We start from the raw sequence: 18,823 nt of genomic DNA, 5'->3' as shown, positions 1-18,823 counted from the left end.
GCATGGAGATCGAGCTTCTCTCCCAATTTCCGGAAGCGGACAGTGAGGGCCGCCCGCATCTCCTGTTCGTACACGGAGCCTTTCATGGGGCCTGGTGCTGGGAGGAGCATTACCTGCCCTGGTTTGCCGGGCAGGGCTGGGCAGCTCATGCGGTCAGCCTGCGCGGTCATGGGCAGAGTGGCGGGGCCGACGGGATCAGCAATTTCACGCTGGACGATTATTGCGACGACATTGCCGGGGCGATGGAACGGATCGGGCGGCCCGTGGTGCTGGTCGGCCATTCCATGGGCGGCGTCCTGTCAGAGCGGATGTTCCACCGCCGGCCGGACGTGGCGGGGCTGGTCTTCTTTGCGTCTTCGCCGCTGAAGCCGGACGGGGCCGTCGTCATGCGGCTGTTGCGCACCCGGCCACTGTCGCTGCTGCGCGGGCAGTTCGGCGGCGACCTTCACGCGCTGCGCCGGGCGATGGAGCCGTTCTTCCTGTCGCCGGACCTGCCCGCGGCGGAGCTGGACCGGTATCATGGCCTGCTCAGCCTCGAATCCCCGAAAGCGATGGCGGAGATATTTCCCCGTGCCGCGGCGTACCGGCCGGACGGTGATGCGCGTCCTGTGCTGGTGGTGGGCGGGGAGGATGACTGGTCAATCCCGCCGGCATCACATGAGGCCCTTGCGGCGCGCTACAATGCGCCGCTGGCCATGTGCCCCGGCGCGCACGGAATGATGCTGGACCCGCACTGGAAAGCCAGCGCCCAGGCCATTCTCGACTGGCTGGGCGCGGCCTTTCCGGCGGGCTGACGTCCTATTTCAGCTTGGTGATCTTCGTGCCTTCGATGCTGAGGCCGGCCATCAGGCCCTTCTGGTTGAAGATGAAGGCATAGGCGTCGTCCTTGAGGGACGTGGTCGACAGGTTTTCGGCCACACCGGCATTCACCAGCACCACGGTCGGGCCGACGCCGATTTCCCAGCCTTCGGAATCCGCGACATATTTCACGGCGTCGTCATTCATCAGGAACACGGCATAGCCGTATTGCTGGGCTCCGGCCTGCAGGCCCCAGGATCCTGTGAAGGAAGAATAATAGTCGACCGTGCGGCCGCCGGAGATCATCTGGCCTTCGCCATAGGCGCCGCCGACACCGAGGCCGGCCTTCACGATCGACGGGAAGACGAGGACTGCGCGCGCCTGGCTGCCGATGGCCTTGGCGGCCTCGTTCTGGGCGTAGAGCGTGTTCAGCGCCTGGCGGCTGTCGGAATCGATTTCGGCGCGGTCGTATTCATCGGGCAGCGACGAACAGGCTGTAACGGCGACAGATCCAAGCGCCAGTGCGGCGGCAGCAATCATCGAACGAAAACGGGCCATTGGAAAATCTCCTTAGGTTTGTGACCGGTAGGGCGGGGAATTATCCGCTGGATTTGACCAGAATGTGGCCCTTTCGTGGGGGCACGGTAGACGAGTGCGTGTTGCCGCGCTAGCTGCCGGATCATGAAAGATCGTATCACTCCGCTCGAAGGCGTCCGCAATTTCAGGGATTTCGGAGGCTATGCCTCGAAACATGGGGGGCGGGTGCGCCGGGGCCGGCTGTTCCGGTCCGGGCACTATGCCGAAGCCACGCATGACGACCTGAAACATGTCCGCGGCCTCGGAATCGCGTTGCAGGCAGACCTGCGCCGGCCGGATGAGCGCGAGAAGCAGCCGGGCCGCTGGTCGGCCCCGCTGACGCTGACCCATGATGGCGGGCGCGAACATGAGGCCCCGCACACGCGCTTCCTGACCAAACTGGAGGCGGATGCGGAGAAGGCCGAGACCTGGATGGTGGAATATTACCAGGCCGCCCCGTTCAAGACGCATCACCAGGAGCTGTTCGCCGGCTGGTTCACCCATCTTGCGGAACTCGCCGATGATGAGGCAGGGCTGGTGAATTGTGCCGCGGGCAAGGACCGGACGGGCATTCTCTGCGCGCTGACGCACCATGTGCTGGGCGTGTCGGATGAGGATATCCGGGCCGATTATGTGCTGACCAATACCGCGGTCGACGTGGACGGGCGGATCGAGGAGATCGCCGCCATGTTCAATGCCCATATCGGACGCAGCTATGCCCCCGACGTCTACCGGCCCTTCATCGGCGTGCGGTTGCCCTATCTGGAAAAGGCCTTTGCGACGATTCTGGCGGAGGTTGGCTCGCTGGACACGTATCTCACCGATACGCTGGGCGTGACGCCGGCCCAGCAGGATCTGATTCGCGAGAAGCTTCTTGTGGGCTGACGGTACCGGCCCCATTGGCCCGTCCGAAAGGAGCCGCTAAGGTCCGCCGGCGATGAGCGATAACGATTCCGCCCCCGAAAAGGACGATGCCACGCTCTCCATGTTTGGAGACGAGGGCGGCAAGGCGCGTGCCTATGAGGTGCTGGCGCGGAAATACCGGCCGCGGCGCTTCGAAGACCTGATCGGGCAGGAAGCCATGGTGCGGACGCTATCCAATGCGTTCGAGACCGGCCGCATCGCCCATGCCTTCATGCTGACCGGTGTGCGCGGCATCGGCAAGACAACCACTGCGCGCCTGCTGGCCCGCGCCCTCAACTACACGTCGAGCGATCATGACGGCCCGAGCATCAGGCTCGACCCGCCGGGCGTGCATTGCGAGGCGATCATGGCGTCCCGCCATCCGGACGTGTTCGAGCTGGACGCGGCTTCGCGCACGGGCGTTGCCGACATGCGCGACCTGCTGGAGGGCTCGCGCTACGGGCCGGGCTCGGCGCGGTTCAAAGTCTACATCATCGACGAAGTGCACATGCTGTCGAATGCGAGCTTCAACGCGCTCCTGAAGACGCTGGAAGAGCCGCCGCCGCATGTGAAGTTCATTTTCGCGACCACCGAGATCCGCAAGGTGCCGGTGACGGTGCTGTCGCGCTGCCAGCGGTTCGACCTGAAGCGGCTGGAGCCGGCTGTGCTCGCCGCGCATCTGGGCGCTGTGGCACAGAAAGAGGGCGCGAAGGTTTCCGAGGAGGGCCTCGCGCTGATCGCGCGGGCGGCCGAGGGCTCCGTGCGCGATGGCCTCTCCATTCTCGACCAGGCCATCGTTCAGACCACGGACGGTGAAGCGGTGACGGGCGCGGCGGTGCGCGACATGCTGGGCCTTGGCGACCGCTCGCGGTTGCTGGATGCGTTCGAGAAGGCGATTGCGGGCGATGCGAAAGCGGCGCTTTCGGAAGTGCAGGACCAGGTGCGCGGCGGGGCGGACCCGGCGGTTATCCTCAAAGACCTCCTCGATATTTCTGCGGATGTGTCCATCGCGCAGGCGACGGGCGACGACTACCAGCCGGGCGGCCCGGCCGACTGGGTGGAGCGCACGCGCGCGCTGGCCCAGCGCCAGACGCCGGCGGAAGCCTCGCGGACCTGGCAGATCCTGTTGTCGGGTTACAATGTGCTGCAGGTGGCGCCGGACCCGGCGACAGCGCTCAACATGGTGATCCTGCGCCTCGTTGCGGCGGCGGGCCTTCCGTCCCCGGAGGAAGCGGCGCGCATGGTGGCAGAGGGAAGGGCAAGTTTGCCGGGAAAGGCCGTCAGACCCCTTGAGGCCCCGCCAGAGCCCGGCGGGCTGGCGAGCTTTGATGCTATCGTCTCGCGGTTGGCGGAGCTGCGCGAAATCAATCTTCAGGTCGAGCTGGAGCGCTATGTGCGGCCGGGGCCGATCCGGGAAGGCCATTTCACCTGCGAACTGGAACAGGAGGCGGCGCCGGACCTGCTGGCGCGACTCAAAACCTTCCTGGAGCGCGAGACGGACATGGACTGGTCCGTGCAGCAGATCCGCGGCGGGGCCGAGACGATCCGCGCGGCGGAAATCCGTACACGGGAAGAAAAGTTCGCCTCTGCGGCGGCGCATCCGGCAGTGGCGGCAGCGCTGAAAAGCCTGCCCGGCGCAACCATTGTGGATGTCGCCGAAGCCGGGAGCACGGACCCGGCTGCGCCGGTCATTCCGCCGGATGCTGATAATGTCATCGACCTGAACGCGCGGCGTAAAGCCTGAAGGAAGTCCCCATGAAAGACCTCGCCAAGATCATGCAGCAGGCCCAGCAGATGCAGGCCAAGATGCAGGAGGCCCAGGACAAGATCGAGGCGACGGAAGCCGATGGCGTTGCGGGCGCAGGCCTTGTGAAGGTGCGCCTGAAGGGAAAGGGTGAACTGGTCTCGGTTTCCATCGACCCAAGCCTGATGGGCGACGATGCGGAAATCCTCGAAGACCTGATCAAGGCCGCTCATGCCGATGCGCGCAAGCGCCTGGACCAGGCCATGGAAGAGGCGATGAAGGCCGCCACTTCCGGCTTCGGCGGCATGATGCCGGGCTTCAAGCTGCCGTTCTGAGGAGACGCATGAAAGCGCTTGCCAGTCTCGTTTTCTCAGCGGGCCTTGTGGCCTGTGCGTCTGTTGAGCCCGCTGAGCCGGCGGCAGCTGCGGAGCCAATTTCAATCGTGGAGCCAGCAGGCGAGGCCGAGGCACCGGCGGAAGCAACGCCCATTGTCATCGGCACCAGCCATGTGATCCATTCGGCCGTCTACGGAATGGACCGGGTGATCAATGTGCAGGAACCCGCGCCCTATGGCGACAGCGAGACGCCGCCGAACGTCCTCTATGTGATAGATGGCGGGCTGGATCAGGATTTCGAGCATATTGCCGGGCTGGGACAGCTTGCGTCGCTCAGCTGGACGATGGAGCCGATGCTGGTGGTCGGCATCGAGACGGTCGACCGGCAGAACGAGCTGACAGCGCCGGCGGCAAACCCTCATTATAAGGAGGAATTTCCGACCGCGGGCGAGTCGGAAAAGTTCCGCCGCTTCATCGAAACCGAAGTCATGCCGTTTGTTGAGGCGCACTATCGCACGGGCGGGCGCACGGGCGTGATCGGCGAGTCACTGGCCGGCCTGTTCATCGCCGAGACGTTCCTGAGACAGCCGGACCTGTTCGACGATTATATCAGCATCAGTCCGAGCCTCTGGTGGGATGACAGGGCCCTTGCCCGCGCGGCGCCGGGCCTGCTGGCGGCACAGGTGCCGAGCGGGCGGCGGATCTATCTCACCATGGCGAATGAAGGCGGAACCATGCAGGCCGGCATGGACGAACTGATCAACGCCCTGGTGGACTATGCGCCGGAAGGCCTGACCTGGACCTGGCTGAACCGTGCGGCGACGGCGCGCCATGACACGATCTATCACGAGGCCGCGCTCGACGCCCTGCGCTGGCTCTATGCCACGCCGCCGCATGAGTCCGGGGCGATGCCGTGGTATATGGTGGAAGGCGGGGTGCCCAAGCCCGCTGGCGTAGGCGAGTGAATGTCTGTGGGATGATGGACAGCTGCATGTGTTCCTGATACGTTCCAAACAGAATCGTGTCAGGACGTTTCCATGGAACCGATCATCACCATTGCAGGGGCTGCGTTTGACCTCGCACACCTCGCTTTCTTTCTCGGCGCGCTGATCTTTGCGCTGGCTGGCTATCTGGCCTGGTCGAAGGGCAAGGCGACGGCCGAGCGGCTGACGCTGGACCTCGAACGCGCGACCGACGAGCGGGAGGAATTCCGCCAGCGCGCGCTGACGCTGGACGCCGCCGTGCGTCAGGCGGAGCAGGAGCTGGCCGCCGCACGCGCCCGCAGCGAGGAGGACGAGCGGAAATTTTCCGACCTTGCGCAGGGCGTGCTGCGCCAGGCGAATGCGCAGTTCCTGCAGCTCGCGAATGAAACCTTCGAGAAGCACAAGGAAGGCGCGCAGGGCCAGCTTCGTGAGCTGATGAAGCCGATCGGGGATAATTTCGAGACCTTCCGCCAGAAGATCGAGGCGATCGAGAAAGTCCGCACTGAAGACAAGTCCGCCATCCAGGAGCAGGTGAAGCAGATCAATGAGAGCCTGCTGCACCACACGAAAGAGACCGGGAAGCTGGTCAATGCGCTGACCGCGCCGAAGGGTGGCGGGCGCTGGGGCGAGATGACGCTGCGCAATGTGATGGAGCAGGCAGGCCTGTCGCGCCATTGCGACTTCGCCGAACAGGTCAGCGAACAGACGGACAATGGCCGCCAGCGGCCGGATGCGATCATCCATCTGCCGGGCGCTCGCCAGATCGTGGTCGATTCCAAGGTGTCGCTGGACGCGTACATGGCGGCGGTGAATTCCGAAGACCCGGCCGAGCGGGCCGCGCACCTGAAGGCGCACTCGGCCAGTGTGCAGCGGCATGTGCAGTCACTCGCCTCGAAGGACTATCAGTCCAATCTGGGTAACCGGTTCGACTACATCGCCATGTTCATTCCTGGCGAGAACTTCTTTGCCGCGGCGCTCGAGCATTCGCCCGACCTGATCGAGAAGGCGATGAGCCGGTCGGTGATCGTGACGACGCCGACCACGCTGATCGCGCTGGCCCGGACGGTCGCGCATCTCTGGCGCCAGCATGAGATGAACGAGAATGCCATGGAAGCGGCTGATCTTGGCGCCGAGCTTTACAGCCGTATGGGCGTCATGCTGGGCCATATCGAGAAGCTGGGAAAATCGCTGAACGGCTCGGTCGACAGCTATAATTCGCTTATGGGCTCGCTCGACAAGCGGGTGATCCCGACGCTGCGCAAGTTCGAGGACATGCAGATTGCGCCGCCCGGCAAGGCGCCGGCTGAGCCGAAGCGGATCGAAACGCGGGCCAATGCGCCGGAAACCGCCCAACTGGACTTCGATGGCGGGGCAGATCCCGTCGCGGCGGAATGAGGCGTCCCCGTTGACCGGGCGGCAGGCCGCGATTATCTGACGGGCATGGCTATACGCGAAATTCTCACCGTTCCTGACCCGCGCCTGAAAGAGGTGTCGAAGCCCGTCGACGGCCCCGTCACTGACGAGCTTCGCGCACTGATGGATGACATGCTGGAAACCATGTATGACGCGCCGGGCATCGGCCTCGCGGCGATCCAGATCGGCGTGCCGCTGCGTATCATCGTGATGGACCTCGCCAAGGAAGACGAGGAGCCTGCTCCGCGCTATTTCGTGAACCCGGAAATTCTCGAAACTGTCGAGGAAACAAAGCCTTACGAAGAGGGCTGTCTCTCCGTGCCGGACATTTTCGACGAGGTCGAGCGCCCCGCGAAATGCCTGATCCGTTATCTCGACTATGACGGCAACCTGGTCGAGGAATGGGCCGAGGATCTCTATGCTGTCTGCATCCAGCACGAGATGGATCATCTCGAAGGCACGCTGTTCATCGACCATCTCTCCCGCCTCAAGCGCCAGCGCGCCATCGACAAGGTGAAGAAGGCGACCAAGCGGAAGATCCGCGACGACGCGGCCTGAGCCGGGCGGACCGGCCCTCATGCCCCTGCGCATCGCCTTCATGGGAAGCCCCGACATTGCGGTCGGCGTGCTGAAATCGCTCATGGAAGCAGGCCATGAGATCGTCTGCGTCTATTCCCAGCCGCCGCGCCCGGCTGGCCGCGGCCAGAAGCTGACGCCGACACCCGTTCACGCCTTTGCCGAGGCGCAGGGCCTGGAAGTGCGCACACCGAAAAGCCTGAAGAAGGCGCCGGAGCAGGAGGCGTTCGCGGCGCTGGACCTCGATGCGGCGGTGGTGGTGGCCTATGGGCTGATCCTGCCGCAAGCCATTCTCGATGCGCCGCGGCTCGGCTGTCTCAACATGCATGCATCGATCCTGCCGCGCTGGCGGGGGGCGGCGCCGATCCAGCGGGCGATCATGGCGGGCGATGCGGAAACCGGCGTCGATGCCATGCTGATGGATGCGGGGCTGGATACCGGGCCCGTACTCGCTTCACTCCGTACACCGATTGGTTTCGACGATACGGCGGGCAGTGTGCATGACCGGTTGGCAGCGCTGGCGGCGGAGCTGGCGCCCCGTGCGCTGGCAGGCCTTGCCGATGGCAGCCTTACGCCGAAGCCTCAACCGGAAGAGGGCATCACCTATGCCCACAAGCTCGGCCCGGAGGATCAGAAAGTGGATTTCTCGAAACCCGCGCGCGAAGTGGATTGCCAGATCCGCGGGCTGTCGCCGTTCCCGGGGTCCTGGTGCTGGTGGACGCCGCCGGGCGCGGGCGAGCCGGTGCGGCTGAAGCTGCTGGGCAGCCGCCGCTCGGGCCGGGAGACATCGGCGCCGGCGGGCACGGTGCTGGATGACCGGCTGCTGGTTGCCTGCGGCGATGGTGGCGCAGTGCGGATCACGCGCCTGCAGAAGCCGGGCGGCAAGCCGCTCGATGCGGAGATTTTCCTTAACGGTGTGCCCATTCCTCCGGATACGGTGTTGTCATGACGGAAACGTGGATGCGCCTGACGCGGCCTGAAGACATGGACGCCATCGCAGCGCTCAACGATGCGGCTTTCGGCGGCAAGGAAGAAGGGGCGATCACGCGGCGCCTGCATGCCGATGGCGACAGCCTGCTGTCGCTGATCGCGCACCGGAACGAGGAAATTGTCGGCCATATCGAGTTTTTCCGTATCCTGATCGATGGCGTGCCGGCGGGCGTCGGCCTTGGTCCGATGAGCGTGCGGCCGGATGTGCAGGGGCAGGGCGTCGGATCCGGCCTGATCCGGATGGGGTTGATCCCGCTCGGCGCACGGGCGGAAACGATCGTCTTTGTTCTCGGACATCCGGATTATTATCCGAAATTCGGGTTCACGGCTGAAGCGGCGGCGCCGTTTGCGGCGCCCTGGTCGGGCCCGGCTTTCATGGCGAAGGTGATCAACCCCGGCGCGCCGGTGGCGGGCGTCCTCACCTATCCGGCTGCGTTCGGGGGCTGACCCGGTGCCCCGGTATCGCATGCTGATCGAATATCATGGCGGCCCGTATCAGGGCTGGATGAAGCTGCCCGGCAAGCCGACGGTTCAGGCCGCGCTGGAAGAGGCGGCCACGAAACTCGATGGCGCGCCGGTTGAAGTGTTCGGCGCGGGGCGCACCGACAGCGGCGTGCATGCGAGCGGGCAGGTCGCGCATATGGACCTCTCGATCGACCGCGGCAGCAAAGTGGCCGACGCGATGAATTTCCACCTGCGTCCGCACCCCATCGCGGTCCTCTCGGCGGAGGAAGTCAGCGAGGCTTTCCATGCCCGCTTCAGCGCGACCGAGCGGCATTATCGCTATGTGGTCGTGAACCGGCGTGCAGACCTTACGCTGGAGCGGGGCCTTGCCTGGCGCGTTCCGTCAAAGCTCAGTGCCGGGAAGATGCACGAGGCGGCGCAGGCCTTTATCGGCACGCATGATTTTACCACGTTCCGCGATGCTGACTGCCAGGCGGCCACCCCGGTTAAGACGCTCAACGACTTCAGGGTCTGGCGCGAAGGCGAGCACGTGATCTTCACCTGCCGGGCGCAGAGCTTCATCCACCGCCAGGTGCGTTCCATGGTGGGAAGCCTCGTGGAAGTTGGCCGCGGGCGGCACCCGGTCAGCTGGGCAAAGGACATTCTCGACGCTGCCGACCGCACCGAATGCGGGCCGATCGCCCCGGCGCATGGGCTCTACCTGACGCAGGTCGATTACGACTGACGCGGAACCCTGCTCGCCAGTCATCGCGCCGCCCGCCCCGGCGATACGGGAATTCATCCGCCTGGCCGGCCGCTCGTTCATCATGACAGCGCAGAACAATAAAAGGGTCTGGACCTTCACGCCTTCGCTGAAATAAGGCGCCCGTCAGCCCTCGTTCGAGCCGAGGGCGTCGGCGAGGTCGGCAAGGATATCCGCCACGTCTTCGAGGCCGACAGAGAGGCGGATGAGGCCGTCCGCGATGCCGTGTTCGAGGCGTTCTTCGCGGGTATAGGTCGAGTGCGTCATGCTGGCCGGGTGCTGGATCAGCGTCTCGGCGTCGCCGAGGCTGACGGCGCGGCGGATGAGCTGGAGGCGGTTCATCATGGCGATGCCGGCCTCGTAGCCGCCTTTCAGTTCGAAGGCGATCATGCCGCCGAAGCCGTCCATCTGGCGCCTGGCGAGGTCATGCTGCGGGTGGCTGGCGAGGCCCGGATAGTAGACCGTCTCGACGCCCGGCTGGGCTTCCAGCCATTCGGCGACTTTCATGCCGGACTCGCAATGGCGGGCCATACGCAGTTGCAGCGTCTTGAGACCGCGCATCACCAGCATGGCGTTGAAGGGCGACATGACGGAGCCGGTCATGTCCTTCACGCCAACCATGCGGACCTCGGCAATGGCATCCTTCCGTCCGAGGATCATGCCGGCGACGAGGTCGCCATGCCCGCCGAGGTATTTGGTGGCGGAGTGGACGACGAAGTCCGCGCCGAGTTCGATGGGGCGGGTGAGCAGCGGCGAGGAATAGGTGTTGTCGACGACGACCAGGGCGCCGGCATCATGCGCGATGCGCGAAGCGGCGCGGATGTCGACGAGGCGCATGTTCGGGTTGGCCGGGGTCTCGAAATAGACGATGCGGGTCTTGTCGCTGATCGCGGCGGCGAGGTTGGCCGGGTCGCGCAGGTCAACATGGGTGATGGTGATGCCGAAGCGGGCAAGGCCGTGGCGCATGAAGGCGAAGGTGCAGCCATACAGCGTCTTGTCGGTGATGATCTCGTCGCCGGGCTTCAGCAGCGTCCACATGAGGGAGGAGATGGCGCCCATGCCGGAGGCGGTGGCGAGGCCGGCTTCGGCGCCTTCGAGGCTGGCAATGCGGTCTTCGAGCAGGGCGACGGTGGGATTGGAAATACGGGAATAGATGTGGCCCTCGGCCTCGCCGGCGAACAGGGCGCCGCCGGTCTGGGCGTCCGGGAAGGCGAAGGTGGAGGTGAGGTGTACCGGCGGGGTGAGGGCATAGCCGTTTTCGGCGGGATCGTAGCCGTGATGGATGGCGCGGGTGGCGGGGCCAAGCGGGCGGGATGCGTCGAATGCCATGGGGAAACCTCCGGAGTTTCCAGCAACCTAGCACGGGTCGCGAGGCGTTTGGTGCCATAATGATCTAATCATGTATTGATTATTAGCAGAAAGTGCCAATAATGGCTCTTATGGACTCCATAGATGCCAAGATTGTGCGGGCGCTTCAGCAGGATGGGCGGCTGACCAATCTCGAACTGGCTGAGAAAGTCGGCCTGTCCCCGTCGCCCTGCCTCAGGCGGGTGCGCAACCTTGAGGCCGCCGGGGTGATCCAGGGCTACACGGCCCTCGTCGACCAGAAGGCCTGCGGCTATCCGATTACCTGCCTCGTGCGCATCCGGCTTGCCCAGCACTCGCAGGAGACGGTGCGGGCCTTCGAGAAGAAAATCGCCGAAACAGACGCCGTCCTGGACTGCTACCTGATGACCGGCGGGGCGGATTACGAGCTGCGCATCGTGGCGCGCAGCCTCGACGATTACGAGCACCTCGTGCGCGAGACGATCCAGAAGCTGCCGGGCATTGCCTCGATCGAGACGGCCTTTGCTTATGGGGTTGTGAAGAAGTCCCGCATCCTGCCGGTGATCGCGGAAAAGGGTGCATAGCCCGCACGGGTGAACCTGCTATAGATGCCGCCATGACCCTACCGCCCAAGGCCCCGATTCGCGCTCCCACGCTGCTCGAAACCCGCAGTCCGCTGTTTCGCCGGCCGGGCAAATGGCGCATCTCGAACATCATCGACGGGCGCGCCCTGAGGGTGAAGCTGACCGCGGCGGCACTGGACAATCTGGGCAACCCGCAGGCGGCACGCAAGCGCGCGCTGGACCTGTTGCACGGGGCCATGTTCCGCGGCCGCATGATTGCGCAGGAGCGCCTGCAACAGGGCGCCGATGGCCTCGACACGGCGCGGCTGCTTTCGGCAGTGCAGGACGAAGTCATCGCCGCGCTCTATGATTTCACCACCACGCACGTGCACCGGGCCCGCAACCCGACCGAGGCCGAGCGTATGGCGATCATGGCGACGGGCGGTTTCGGCCGCGGCGTGATGGCGCCGTCTTCGGATACCGACCTGTTGTTCCTGCGCGCCTACAAGGCCAGTCCGCATACGGAGAGCGTGGTGGAGTACATGCTCTATGCCCTGTGGGACATGGGGCTGAAAGTGGGCAATGCGTTCCGCACGCCGGGCGACTGCGTGAAGCTGGCGCTGGAAGACGTGACGATCAAGACGAGCCTGCTGGACGCGCGCTTCATCTGCGGTGACGAAGCGCTGGCGAACGACATGCTGACTGCATTCCAGGACCAGGCGGTGAAGGGCCATGACGCCCAGTTCATCGCCGACAAGCTGGCCGAGCGTGACAATCGCCACACGCGCCAGGGGGATGCGCGCTATGTGGTGGAGCCGAACCTGAAAGAGGGCAAGGGCGGCCTGCGCGACCTGCAGACGCTCTACTGGATCGTCAAGCACATGTATGGCGGCAAGACGCTGGAAGACGTGATGCAGAATGGACCGTTCACGGACCATGAATATGCGGTCTTCATCCGGGCGGCGCGATTCCTTTGGACGGTGCGGTGCCATCTTCACTTCGTGACAGGGCGGGCGGAAGAGCGTCTCAGCTTCGACCTGCAGCCGGAAATTGCGGCGCGTATGGGCTATCGCGACCGGGAAGGCCAGCAGGGCGTCGAACGCTTCATGAAGCGCTATTTCCTCGTCACCAAGGATGTCGGCGGACTGACGCGAATCCTCGCGGCGAAACTGGAAGCGGACAACAAGAAAAAGCCCGAGGGGCTGCGCCGCTTCCTGCCTGTGCGGACGCCGCAGCCGCTGAAGCAGAAGGGCTTTCTGCTCGACAATGGCCGCATCAATGTCGAATCCGACCAGGTGATGCGGGGCGATCCGCTCAACATGCTGCGCCTGTTCATCGTCGCGCGGCAGGAGGGCAAGGACATCCATCCTTACGCGCTGAGCCTGCTGACACGGAACATCCGCAAGCTCAACGAGTCGGCGCGGACGAGCCCGGACGGGCGGAAGCTGATCCTCGACACGATCCTTGGCGGCGACGATCCCGGCCTTGTCCTGAGGCGGATGAATGAGGCGGGCGTGCTGGGCCGCGCCATTCCGGAATTCGGCGGCATCGTCGCACAGACCCAGTTCAACATGTATCATCACTACACGGTGGATGAACATACGATTCGCGCGGTCGAGGCGATCGCCGCGATGGAGCACCGGCGCATCGAGCCCGTGCCGCAGGTGTTTGAACTGTTCGGCCTGATCGAGAACCGGCGCGCGCTTTATCTCGCCATGCTGTTGCACGACACCGGCAAGGGCAAAGGCGACCAGCAGGTCGAAGGCACGAAGACCGCGACACGCGCCTGCCATCGTCTCGGCCTGCAGGAGGACGAGACGGAACTGGTCGCCTGGCTGGTCGGGCATCACCTTGAAATGAGCGAGACGGCGCAGAAGCGCGACATTTCAGATCCGCGGACTGTCGCAAAATTCGCCGGCATGGTCGGGTCGCTGGAGCGGTTGCGGCTGCTCTTTATCCTGACGATCGCCGACATCATGGCGGTCGGCCCCGGCGTGTGGAATGCCTGGAAGGGCCAGCTGCTGACTGACCTCTATCACAATACGGCAGCGGCGCTGCGCGGCGGACGCACGGACGAGGCCGGCGTGCAGGCCGAACTGGAAGCGCGGGCCGAGCGCCGCCGTGAAGAGGTTACCGATCGTATCGGTGTCGTGCCGGCCATCATGCTGGATATGGAATCGGCCTACTGGACCGGCTTCGATGTCGACGACCTCGTCTGGCACGCAGGCGCGCTCGGCGGCGGCGGGGATATTGTCCGGCATCGTGTGGCAGCAGAAGGCGGCGCACTTGTGCTGATCGTCTCGGGCGCCGACCGGCCGGGCCTCTTCGCTGACCTCGCCGGTGCGCTGGCGCATCATGGCGCAAACATTGTCGCCGCTCAGGTCTTTACCAGCCGGTCGGCGCGCATCGTCGACGTGTTCATGCTGCAGGACATCCAGGGCAAGCCGTTTGGCACGGATGACGGGCCGCGCCTTCAGCGGCTCGAGGCGGCGCTCATGGGTATTCTCGGCGGTACGCCGATGCAGGTCGTGGTGAAAGGCCGCACGGGGCGGCGCGAGGCGGCCTTCCTGGTGCAGCCGTCCGTGCAGATACGCGACGACATTTCCGTCGACTGCACGGTCATCGACATTGCCGGGCGGGATCGGCCGGGGCTGCTCTACGATGTGGCGCGGTGCCTTGCCGATACGGGCGTCTCGATCCATTCGGCACATGTCGGCTCCTATGGCGAGCGCGTGTTCGATGCCTTCTATGTGCAGACGCGAGCGGGCGAAAAGCTGCGCGAAAAGGCCCTGAAAGAGTCGCTGCGTGACCACCTTCTCGACGTGCTTGCGCGCGAAGAACCCGATGCCCCGCAAACCCCGGCCCGGAAATTGAAGCGGTCGCGCGCCGTAGACAGTTTCTGAGAACCCCTGCACGAACAAAGACATGAGCATTGCCCGAAACACCCTGGTGCAATCATCGCTGACGCTGGGCAGCCGCATCCTGGGCATGGTGCGGGACATCCTGCTGGTGGCGCGCATTGGCGCAGGCCCCATCGGCGACGCCTGGGCAACGGCACAGCAATTCCCGAACCTGTTTCGCCGCATCTTCGCGGAAGGGGCCTTCGCCTCCGCCTTCGTGCCGACTTATGCGCGGACGCTGGAGGCCGAGGGGCCGGAGGCGGCCGCAGCCGTGGCGGAGGAAGCGCTGCGCGTGCTCTTCGCGGCGACGGCGGCGCTGACGATCCTCGCGCAGATCTTCATGCCCTGGGTGCTGCTGGTCATCCATGGCGGGCAGGCCGACAATCACAAGGCCTATGCGCTGGCGGTGCTGCTGACGCGGATCACCATGCCGTACCTGACCTTCATGGCGATGGCGGCGCTGCTGTCGGGCGTGCTGAATTCGGCTGAGCGCTTCATCCTGTCGGCAGGCGCGCCGACCCTCTTGAACCTCTGCCTGATTCCGGCGGCCTTTGTCAGCGTCGAGCCGGTGGCGACGGCCAAGGCGGCGGCGGTCGCGTATTTCATCGCGGGCGTGCTGCAGGCGGGTCTGCTCTGGTGGGGCGTGAAGCGTCAGAAAGTGAACCTCAGTCTGATCGGCTGGCCGCGGATGACGCCGGCCGTGCGACGGGTGATGCGGCTCGCCATTCCGGGCACGATCGCGGCGAGCGGCACACAGATCAACATTATCGTCAGCCAGTCGCTGGCGAGTTTTGAAGTGGGCGCGAAGTCGTGGCTGTATGCAGCCGACCGCCTCTACCAGCTGCCGCTGGGCCTTGTGGGCGTCGCGGTCGGCGTCGCGATCCTGCCGCGCCTCTCGCGGGCGGCGCGCAACGATGATCACCACACCAGCCAGTCGACCATGGACGAGGGTATCGGCCTTGCCATGGCGCTGACCCTGCCGGCGGCGGCGGCGCTGATGATCGCGCCGGTCTTCCTGATCGCCGCCTTTTTCGTGCGGGGCGCCTTCCTTGCCAGCGATGCGGCGCAATCGGGTGCGGCACTGTTCCATTTCGCATGGGGCGTTCCGGCTTTCGTGCTGATCAAGGTTCTGGCGCCCGCCTTCTTCGCCCGCGAGGATACGAAGACGCCGATGCGCTATGCGCTGGTGTCCGTGGCGATCAACACGGTCCTGGGGGCGGGGTTGTTCTTCTGGCTGAACCAGCGGGGCACGGCCGGCTTTGTCGGCCTCGCGATCGCGACCTCGATTGCGGCCTGGGTGAACGCGCTGCTGCTCGGCTTTGCGCTGTATTCGCGGGGCTGGTACCGGCCAGGGCCGGTGCTCGTGTCCCGCGTTGTGCGGTCAATTCTCGCCAGCGGGATCATGAGCGCGGCGGTCTGGTTCATGCTGGCGAACTTCGAGTGGATCCGCGCAAATATTGTGGATTCCAAGGCGCTGGCGGCCGCCATCATCATCCTGGCCGGGGGCTTCGCCTATGCCGTGGCGGCCCTCACCACCGGCGCAATCCGCATCCGCGACATCAGGCAGGCCTTGCGCCGCTAAGCAAATCCGCTACACGCCCTGCCCATGACCGATACGACCGCCCCTGCCTATTCCGGCCCCAAGCGCATCTTCTCCGGCATCCAGCCGACGGGGAACCTGCATCTCGGCAACTATCTCGGCGCGCTCAAGAAGTTCGTCGACCTCCAGGCGACGGAATGGGAAACCATCTATTGCGTGGTTGACCAGCATGCGATCACCCAGGCGCCGGATGTCTGGGGCGGGCCGGAGCTGCTGGCTTCGTATACGCGCCAGATCGCGGCCGCCTATCTCGCCGCCGGTATCGACCCGAAGCGCTCGATCATTTTCGCCCAGTCTGCCGTGCGCGAGCACACGGAACTGGCCTGGGTGTTCAACTGCGTTGCCCGCATGGGCTGGGTCGAACGGATGACCCAGTTCAAGGACAAGGCCGGCAAGGATGCCGAGCGGGCCTCGGTGGGCCTGTTCACTTACCCCGTCCTGATGGCGGCCGATATTCTGCTCTACAAGGCGACCCATGTTCCCGTGGGCGACGACCAGAAGCAGCACCTCGAACTCAGCCGCGACATTGCCGAACGCTTCAATCGCGATTTCAACGTGCCGGACTTCTTCCCGGTCCCGGAACCGCTGATCAAGGGCCCCGGCGCGCGGATCATGTCGCTGAAGGATGGGACCAAGAAGATGTCGAAATCCGATCCGTCGGATCTCTCGCGCATCAATCTGGTCGATGACAGCGACACGATTGCGAAGAAGATCAAGAAGGCGACCACGGATCCGCTTGGCCCGATGCCGGAAGACGTGAAGGGCCTCGAAGGCCGCCCCGAAGTCGAGAACCTTGTCGGGATTTACAGCGCGGTCAGCGGCGAGAGCGTGGAGGCGGTCGTGGCAAAGTATGCCGGGCAGGGCTTCGGCGTGTTCAAGCCGGCGCTGGCCGAAGTCATGGTCGCCCACCTTGCTCCGATCACGGCGCGCTATCGCGAGATCATGGACGATCCGGCTGAGGTGGACCGCGTCCTGCGGGACGGCGCCGACCGGGCAAGGGCGATCGCGGCGCCGATCATGGATGAGGTGCGCCGCACCGTCGGTTTCTGGGGCGCCTGAGGCCCCGTGCCAATCCGGCACATTGAAGACGCCGGAGGGGCGTGCTCCCTTTCCGCCAGACACAATTCCAAGAGGAAATGAACCATGCTGACCCGCCTTCTCGTTCCTGCCGCTGCTGCGCTGGCGCTGGCGGCCTGCTCCCCGCCAGCCATTGAACCGGCGGCGCCTGAAGCAGGCACCGTAATCGAAGTCACCGATGCCTATGTCATGATGCCGCTCGAAGGCCGTGACGTGACGGGCGGCGGCCTCAAAGTGACCGTGCAGGGCGCGCCTGTGGACCTTATCGGGGCGACGACCGACGCCGCCGACCGGGTGGAGCTGCACACGATGACGATGGATGAAGGCGTCATGCAGATGCGCCAGGTCGAGAGCTTCACCGCCAGCGAGGACGCCCCCATCGTGCTTCAGCGTGGCGGAAACCATCTCATGCTGTTCGGTTTGGACCCCAGCCTGGCGGCCGGAGACACGGTCGATATCGCCCTCGAATTCCGCGATGCCGACGGTGATTCCCAGACCGTTGTGACCTCGGCAGAAGTCAAAGGGCTAGGCGACTGACATTTTCCGGTCCGTCCCCGGACGGGTTTCAGGATCCTCATGCAATGAAAACAGGCATCTGGCGCGCCGCTTGCGTGTCGGGTGCGTGGGTTGCGGTCTTTTAACAGTTAATGAGCTGTTAAAAGGCCACATTTCCCCGCATAGTGTTCTCGTCGCAACAGTGTCGGCACCGGCATCAGGGATTCGTAGAGTATGGCATTTGATAGCCGCATTCACTCAGCCTACCTTGAAGAAGGGCCTGAGGCGGGCGAAGTCACGGCCGCCGAACTCGAAGCGCTCGATTTCGACGGCGCAGAACCCAGCCCGATCATGTTGTTCTTCCAGCGCCTCGGGCGCCGGATCATGTTTCTCTTCAAACTGTCGATTTTTCTCGCCCTGGTCGGTGCCTATCCGGTCTCGGTGGTCCTGTCGAACCGGATCGATGATTCCGACATCACGCTCAGTGACGGTCAGAACTGGTCCTATCCGGCCGCCGGTGTGGCGATCACCAAGATTGCCCGCGAGCTGGAAGGCAAGGGCTGGGCGGCCGACAAGCCGAACTGGCACCCGCAGGCGCGCCTGACCGCGATGCCGGCCTGGCAGGAGGCCACGGCAGACGGCCTTGCCGAATTCACCCGCATGATTGCTGCCCGCAACGGCATCGACGGCCAGCCGGATGATGACCTCGAAGCGGCCTCCCGCCTGCTGAACGGCCTGCCGGGGGAAGACATGCGCCCGCGCCTGACTGCCGCGGCCGAAGCCCTTAACCGGTTCGACAATCGCGTCCGCCGGGATCTTGTGAACCTGCCCGATGCGCGTGAAACGCTGACCCAGGAACTGCGCATGTTCGCTGGCTGGTCCGAAGCCGACCAGGACGATTTGTCTACCCAGATCAACCAGGAGCCGACCGGATGGCCCGCCAGCAAGCAGGACATCCGCGTTTTCTACGCTGCCAAGGCGCGCTCCCATATTGCGCTGCAGATGCTGTTGGCGGCCCGCGCGGCGGACCCGGCCATGGCTCAGGATCCTAGCCTGCGCGCGGCGATGGACAAGGCCGAAGCGGCCTGGTCGCGTGCGGCGCGCATCCGTCCGCTGGTCGTCTCGAACCAGAAGGGCGATGGTGCCCTGATGTCGAACCATCTGGCAGCACTCGGCTTCTTCCTGCGCGATGCGCAGACGGCGTCGCTTGAACTGGCCGACCTGCTCGAGGCCCCTGCGGCCCCCGCAACGGAAGACGTTGCCCAGCTGGAGCCGGGCACCGGCGCGGTCCAGTAGCCGCCCTTTTTCCTTGAACCTGAAGCCGGTCGGCGCCATGT

Annotated in this window: 18 protein-coding genes; 16 read left to right on the top strand and 2 right to left on the bottom strand. The window is 64.9% G+C overall.

Going from position 1 to position 18,823, the window contains the following annotated elements:
* Nucleotides 1–2: 2 nt before the first annotated feature.
* Nucleotides 3–794: an alpha/beta hydrolase gene (locus R3C13_RS11200; RefSeq protein ID WP_371310910.1), complete on the top strand. Its 792-nt coding sequence runs from the start codon at nucleotides 3–5 to the stop codon at nucleotides 792–794.
* A 4-nt stretch (nucleotides 795–798) separates the two neighbouring features.
* Here the strand turns inward: R3C13_RS11200 and R3C13_RS11195 are convergent, their stop codons facing one another.
* Nucleotides 799–1,356 (bottom strand): YSC84-related protein, encoded by a 558-nt coding sequence (locus R3C13_RS11195; protein ID WP_371310909.1) that lies wholly within the window; start codon nucleotides 1,354–1,356, stop codon nucleotides 799–801.
* A gap of 123 nt (nucleotides 1,357–1,479) precedes the next feature.
* Between R3C13_RS11195 and R3C13_RS11190 the strand changes: the two genes are divergently transcribed.
* From R3C13_RS11190 to truA, 9 genes are all read left to right on the top strand, one after another.
* Nucleotides 1,480–2,259, top strand: a complete 780-nt coding sequence (locus R3C13_RS11190) for a tyrosine-protein phosphatase (RefSeq protein WP_371310908.1) — start codon at nucleotides 1,480–1,482, stop codon at nucleotides 2,257–2,259.
* Nucleotides 2,260–2,311: 52 nt separating this feature from the next.
* On the top strand, nucleotides 2,312–4,021 hold the full coding sequence (locus R3C13_RS11185) for a DNA polymerase III subunit gamma/tau (RefSeq protein WP_371310907.1): 1,710 nt from the start codon (nucleotides 2,312–2,314) through the stop codon (nucleotides 4,019–4,021).
* Nucleotides 4,022–4,032: 11 nt separating this feature from the next.
* Nucleotides 4,033–4,356, top strand: coding sequence for a YbaB/EbfC family nucleoid-associated protein (locus tag R3C13_RS11180; protein WP_371310906.1), 324 nt, complete (start codon nucleotides 4,033–4,035; stop codon nucleotides 4,354–4,356).
* Between the two features lie 8 nt (nucleotides 4,357–4,364).
* Nucleotides 4,365–5,321 carry an alpha/beta hydrolase gene (locus R3C13_RS11175; RefSeq protein ID WP_371310905.1) on the top strand — a complete coding sequence of 319 codons (957 nt, stop codon included), beginning with the start codon at nucleotides 4,365–4,367 and terminating at the stop codon, nucleotides 5,319–5,321.
* Between the two features lie 72 nt (nucleotides 5,322–5,393).
* Nucleotides 5,394–6,734, top strand: coding sequence for a DNA recombination protein RmuC (rmuC, locus tag R3C13_RS11170; protein ID WP_371310904.1), 1,341 nt, complete (start codon nucleotides 5,394–5,396; stop codon nucleotides 6,732–6,734).
* A 45-nt stretch (nucleotides 6,735–6,779) separates the two neighbouring features.
* Complete coding sequence (def, locus tag R3C13_RS11165) at nucleotides 6,780–7,310, top strand: peptide deformylase (protein WP_371310903.1); 531 nt, start codon at nucleotides 6,780–6,782, stop codon at nucleotides 7,308–7,310.
* A gap of 25 nt (nucleotides 7,311–7,335) precedes the next feature.
* Complete coding sequence (gene fmt / locus R3C13_RS11160) at nucleotides 7,336–8,277, top strand: methionyl-tRNA formyltransferase (protein ID WP_371311037.1); 942 nt, start codon at nucleotides 7,336–7,338, stop codon at nucleotides 8,275–8,277.
* The gene (locus R3C13_RS11155) at nucleotides 8,274–8,765 is read left to right on the top strand and encodes a GNAT family N-acetyltransferase (RefSeq protein WP_371310902.1); all 492 of its coding nucleotides are present in this window, start codon (nucleotides 8,274–8,276) and stop codon (nucleotides 8,763–8,765) included. The genes fmt and R3C13_RS11155 overlap by 4 nt, the downstream gene beginning before the upstream one ends.
* Nucleotides 8,766–8,769: 4 nt before the next feature.
* On the top strand, nucleotides 8,770–9,507 hold the full coding sequence (gene truA / locus R3C13_RS11150) for a tRNA pseudouridine(38-40) synthase TruA (RefSeq protein WP_371310901.1): 738 nt from the start codon (nucleotides 8,770–8,772) through the stop codon (nucleotides 9,505–9,507).
* A 144-nt stretch (nucleotides 9,508–9,651) separates the two neighbouring features.
* Here the strand turns inward: truA and R3C13_RS11145 are convergent, their stop codons facing one another.
* A complete protein-coding gene (locus R3C13_RS11145; protein ID WP_371310900.1) occupies nucleotides 9,652–10,854 on the bottom strand; it encodes a methionine gamma-lyase in 1,203 nt (400 codons plus the stop codon).
* 110 nt (nucleotides 10,855–10,964) lie between these two features.
* On the opposite strand from R3C13_RS11145, the gene R3C13_RS11140 reads away from it, so the two are divergent.
* The 6 genes from R3C13_RS11140 to R3C13_RS11115 all read left to right on the top strand — a co-directional run bounded on the left by R3C13_RS11140 (nucleotide 10,965) and on the right by R3C13_RS11115 (nucleotide 18,782).
* Complete coding sequence (locus R3C13_RS11140; RefSeq protein ID WP_371311036.1) at nucleotides 10,965–11,435, top strand: Lrp/AsnC family transcriptional regulator; 471 nt, start codon at nucleotides 10,965–10,967, stop codon at nucleotides 11,433–11,435.
* 32 nt (nucleotides 11,436–11,467) lie between these two features.
* Nucleotides 11,468–14,317, top strand: a complete 2,850-nt coding sequence (locus R3C13_RS11135) for a [protein-PII] uridylyltransferase (RefSeq protein WP_371310899.1) — start codon at nucleotides 11,468–11,470, stop codon at nucleotides 14,315–14,317.
* Between the two features lie 22 nt (nucleotides 14,318–14,339).
* Entirely contained in the window at nucleotides 14,340–15,896 is a 1,557-nt protein-coding gene (murJ, locus tag R3C13_RS11130) for a murein biosynthesis integral membrane protein MurJ (RefSeq protein WP_371310898.1), read from the top strand.
* 24 nt (nucleotides 15,897–15,920) lie between these two features.
* Nucleotides 15,921–16,973 carry a tryptophan--tRNA ligase gene (gene trpS / locus R3C13_RS11125; protein ID WP_371310897.1) on the top strand — a complete coding sequence of 351 codons (1,053 nt, stop codon included), beginning with the start codon at nucleotides 15,921–15,923 and terminating at the stop codon, nucleotides 16,971–16,973.
* An 84-nt stretch (nucleotides 16,974–17,057) separates the two neighbouring features.
* Nucleotides 17,058–17,528, top strand: coding sequence for a copper chaperone PCu(A)C (locus tag R3C13_RS11120; protein ID WP_371310896.1), 471 nt, complete (start codon nucleotides 17,058–17,060; stop codon nucleotides 17,526–17,528).
* 192 nt (nucleotides 17,529–17,720) lie between these two features.
* Nucleotides 17,721–18,782 (top strand): hypothetical protein, encoded by a 1,062-nt coding sequence (locus tag R3C13_RS11115; RefSeq protein WP_371310895.1) that lies wholly within the window; start codon nucleotides 17,721–17,723, stop codon nucleotides 18,780–18,782.
* Nucleotides 18,783–18,823: the final 41 nt, after the last annotated feature.

The sequence above is a fragment of the Hyphomonas sp. genome (genome assembly GCF_041398385.1).
GTDB lineage: Bacteria > Pseudomonadota > Alphaproteobacteria > Caulobacterales > Hyphomonadaceae > Hyphomonas.
This window is presented reverse-complemented; position numbering and strand designations above follow the sequence as displayed.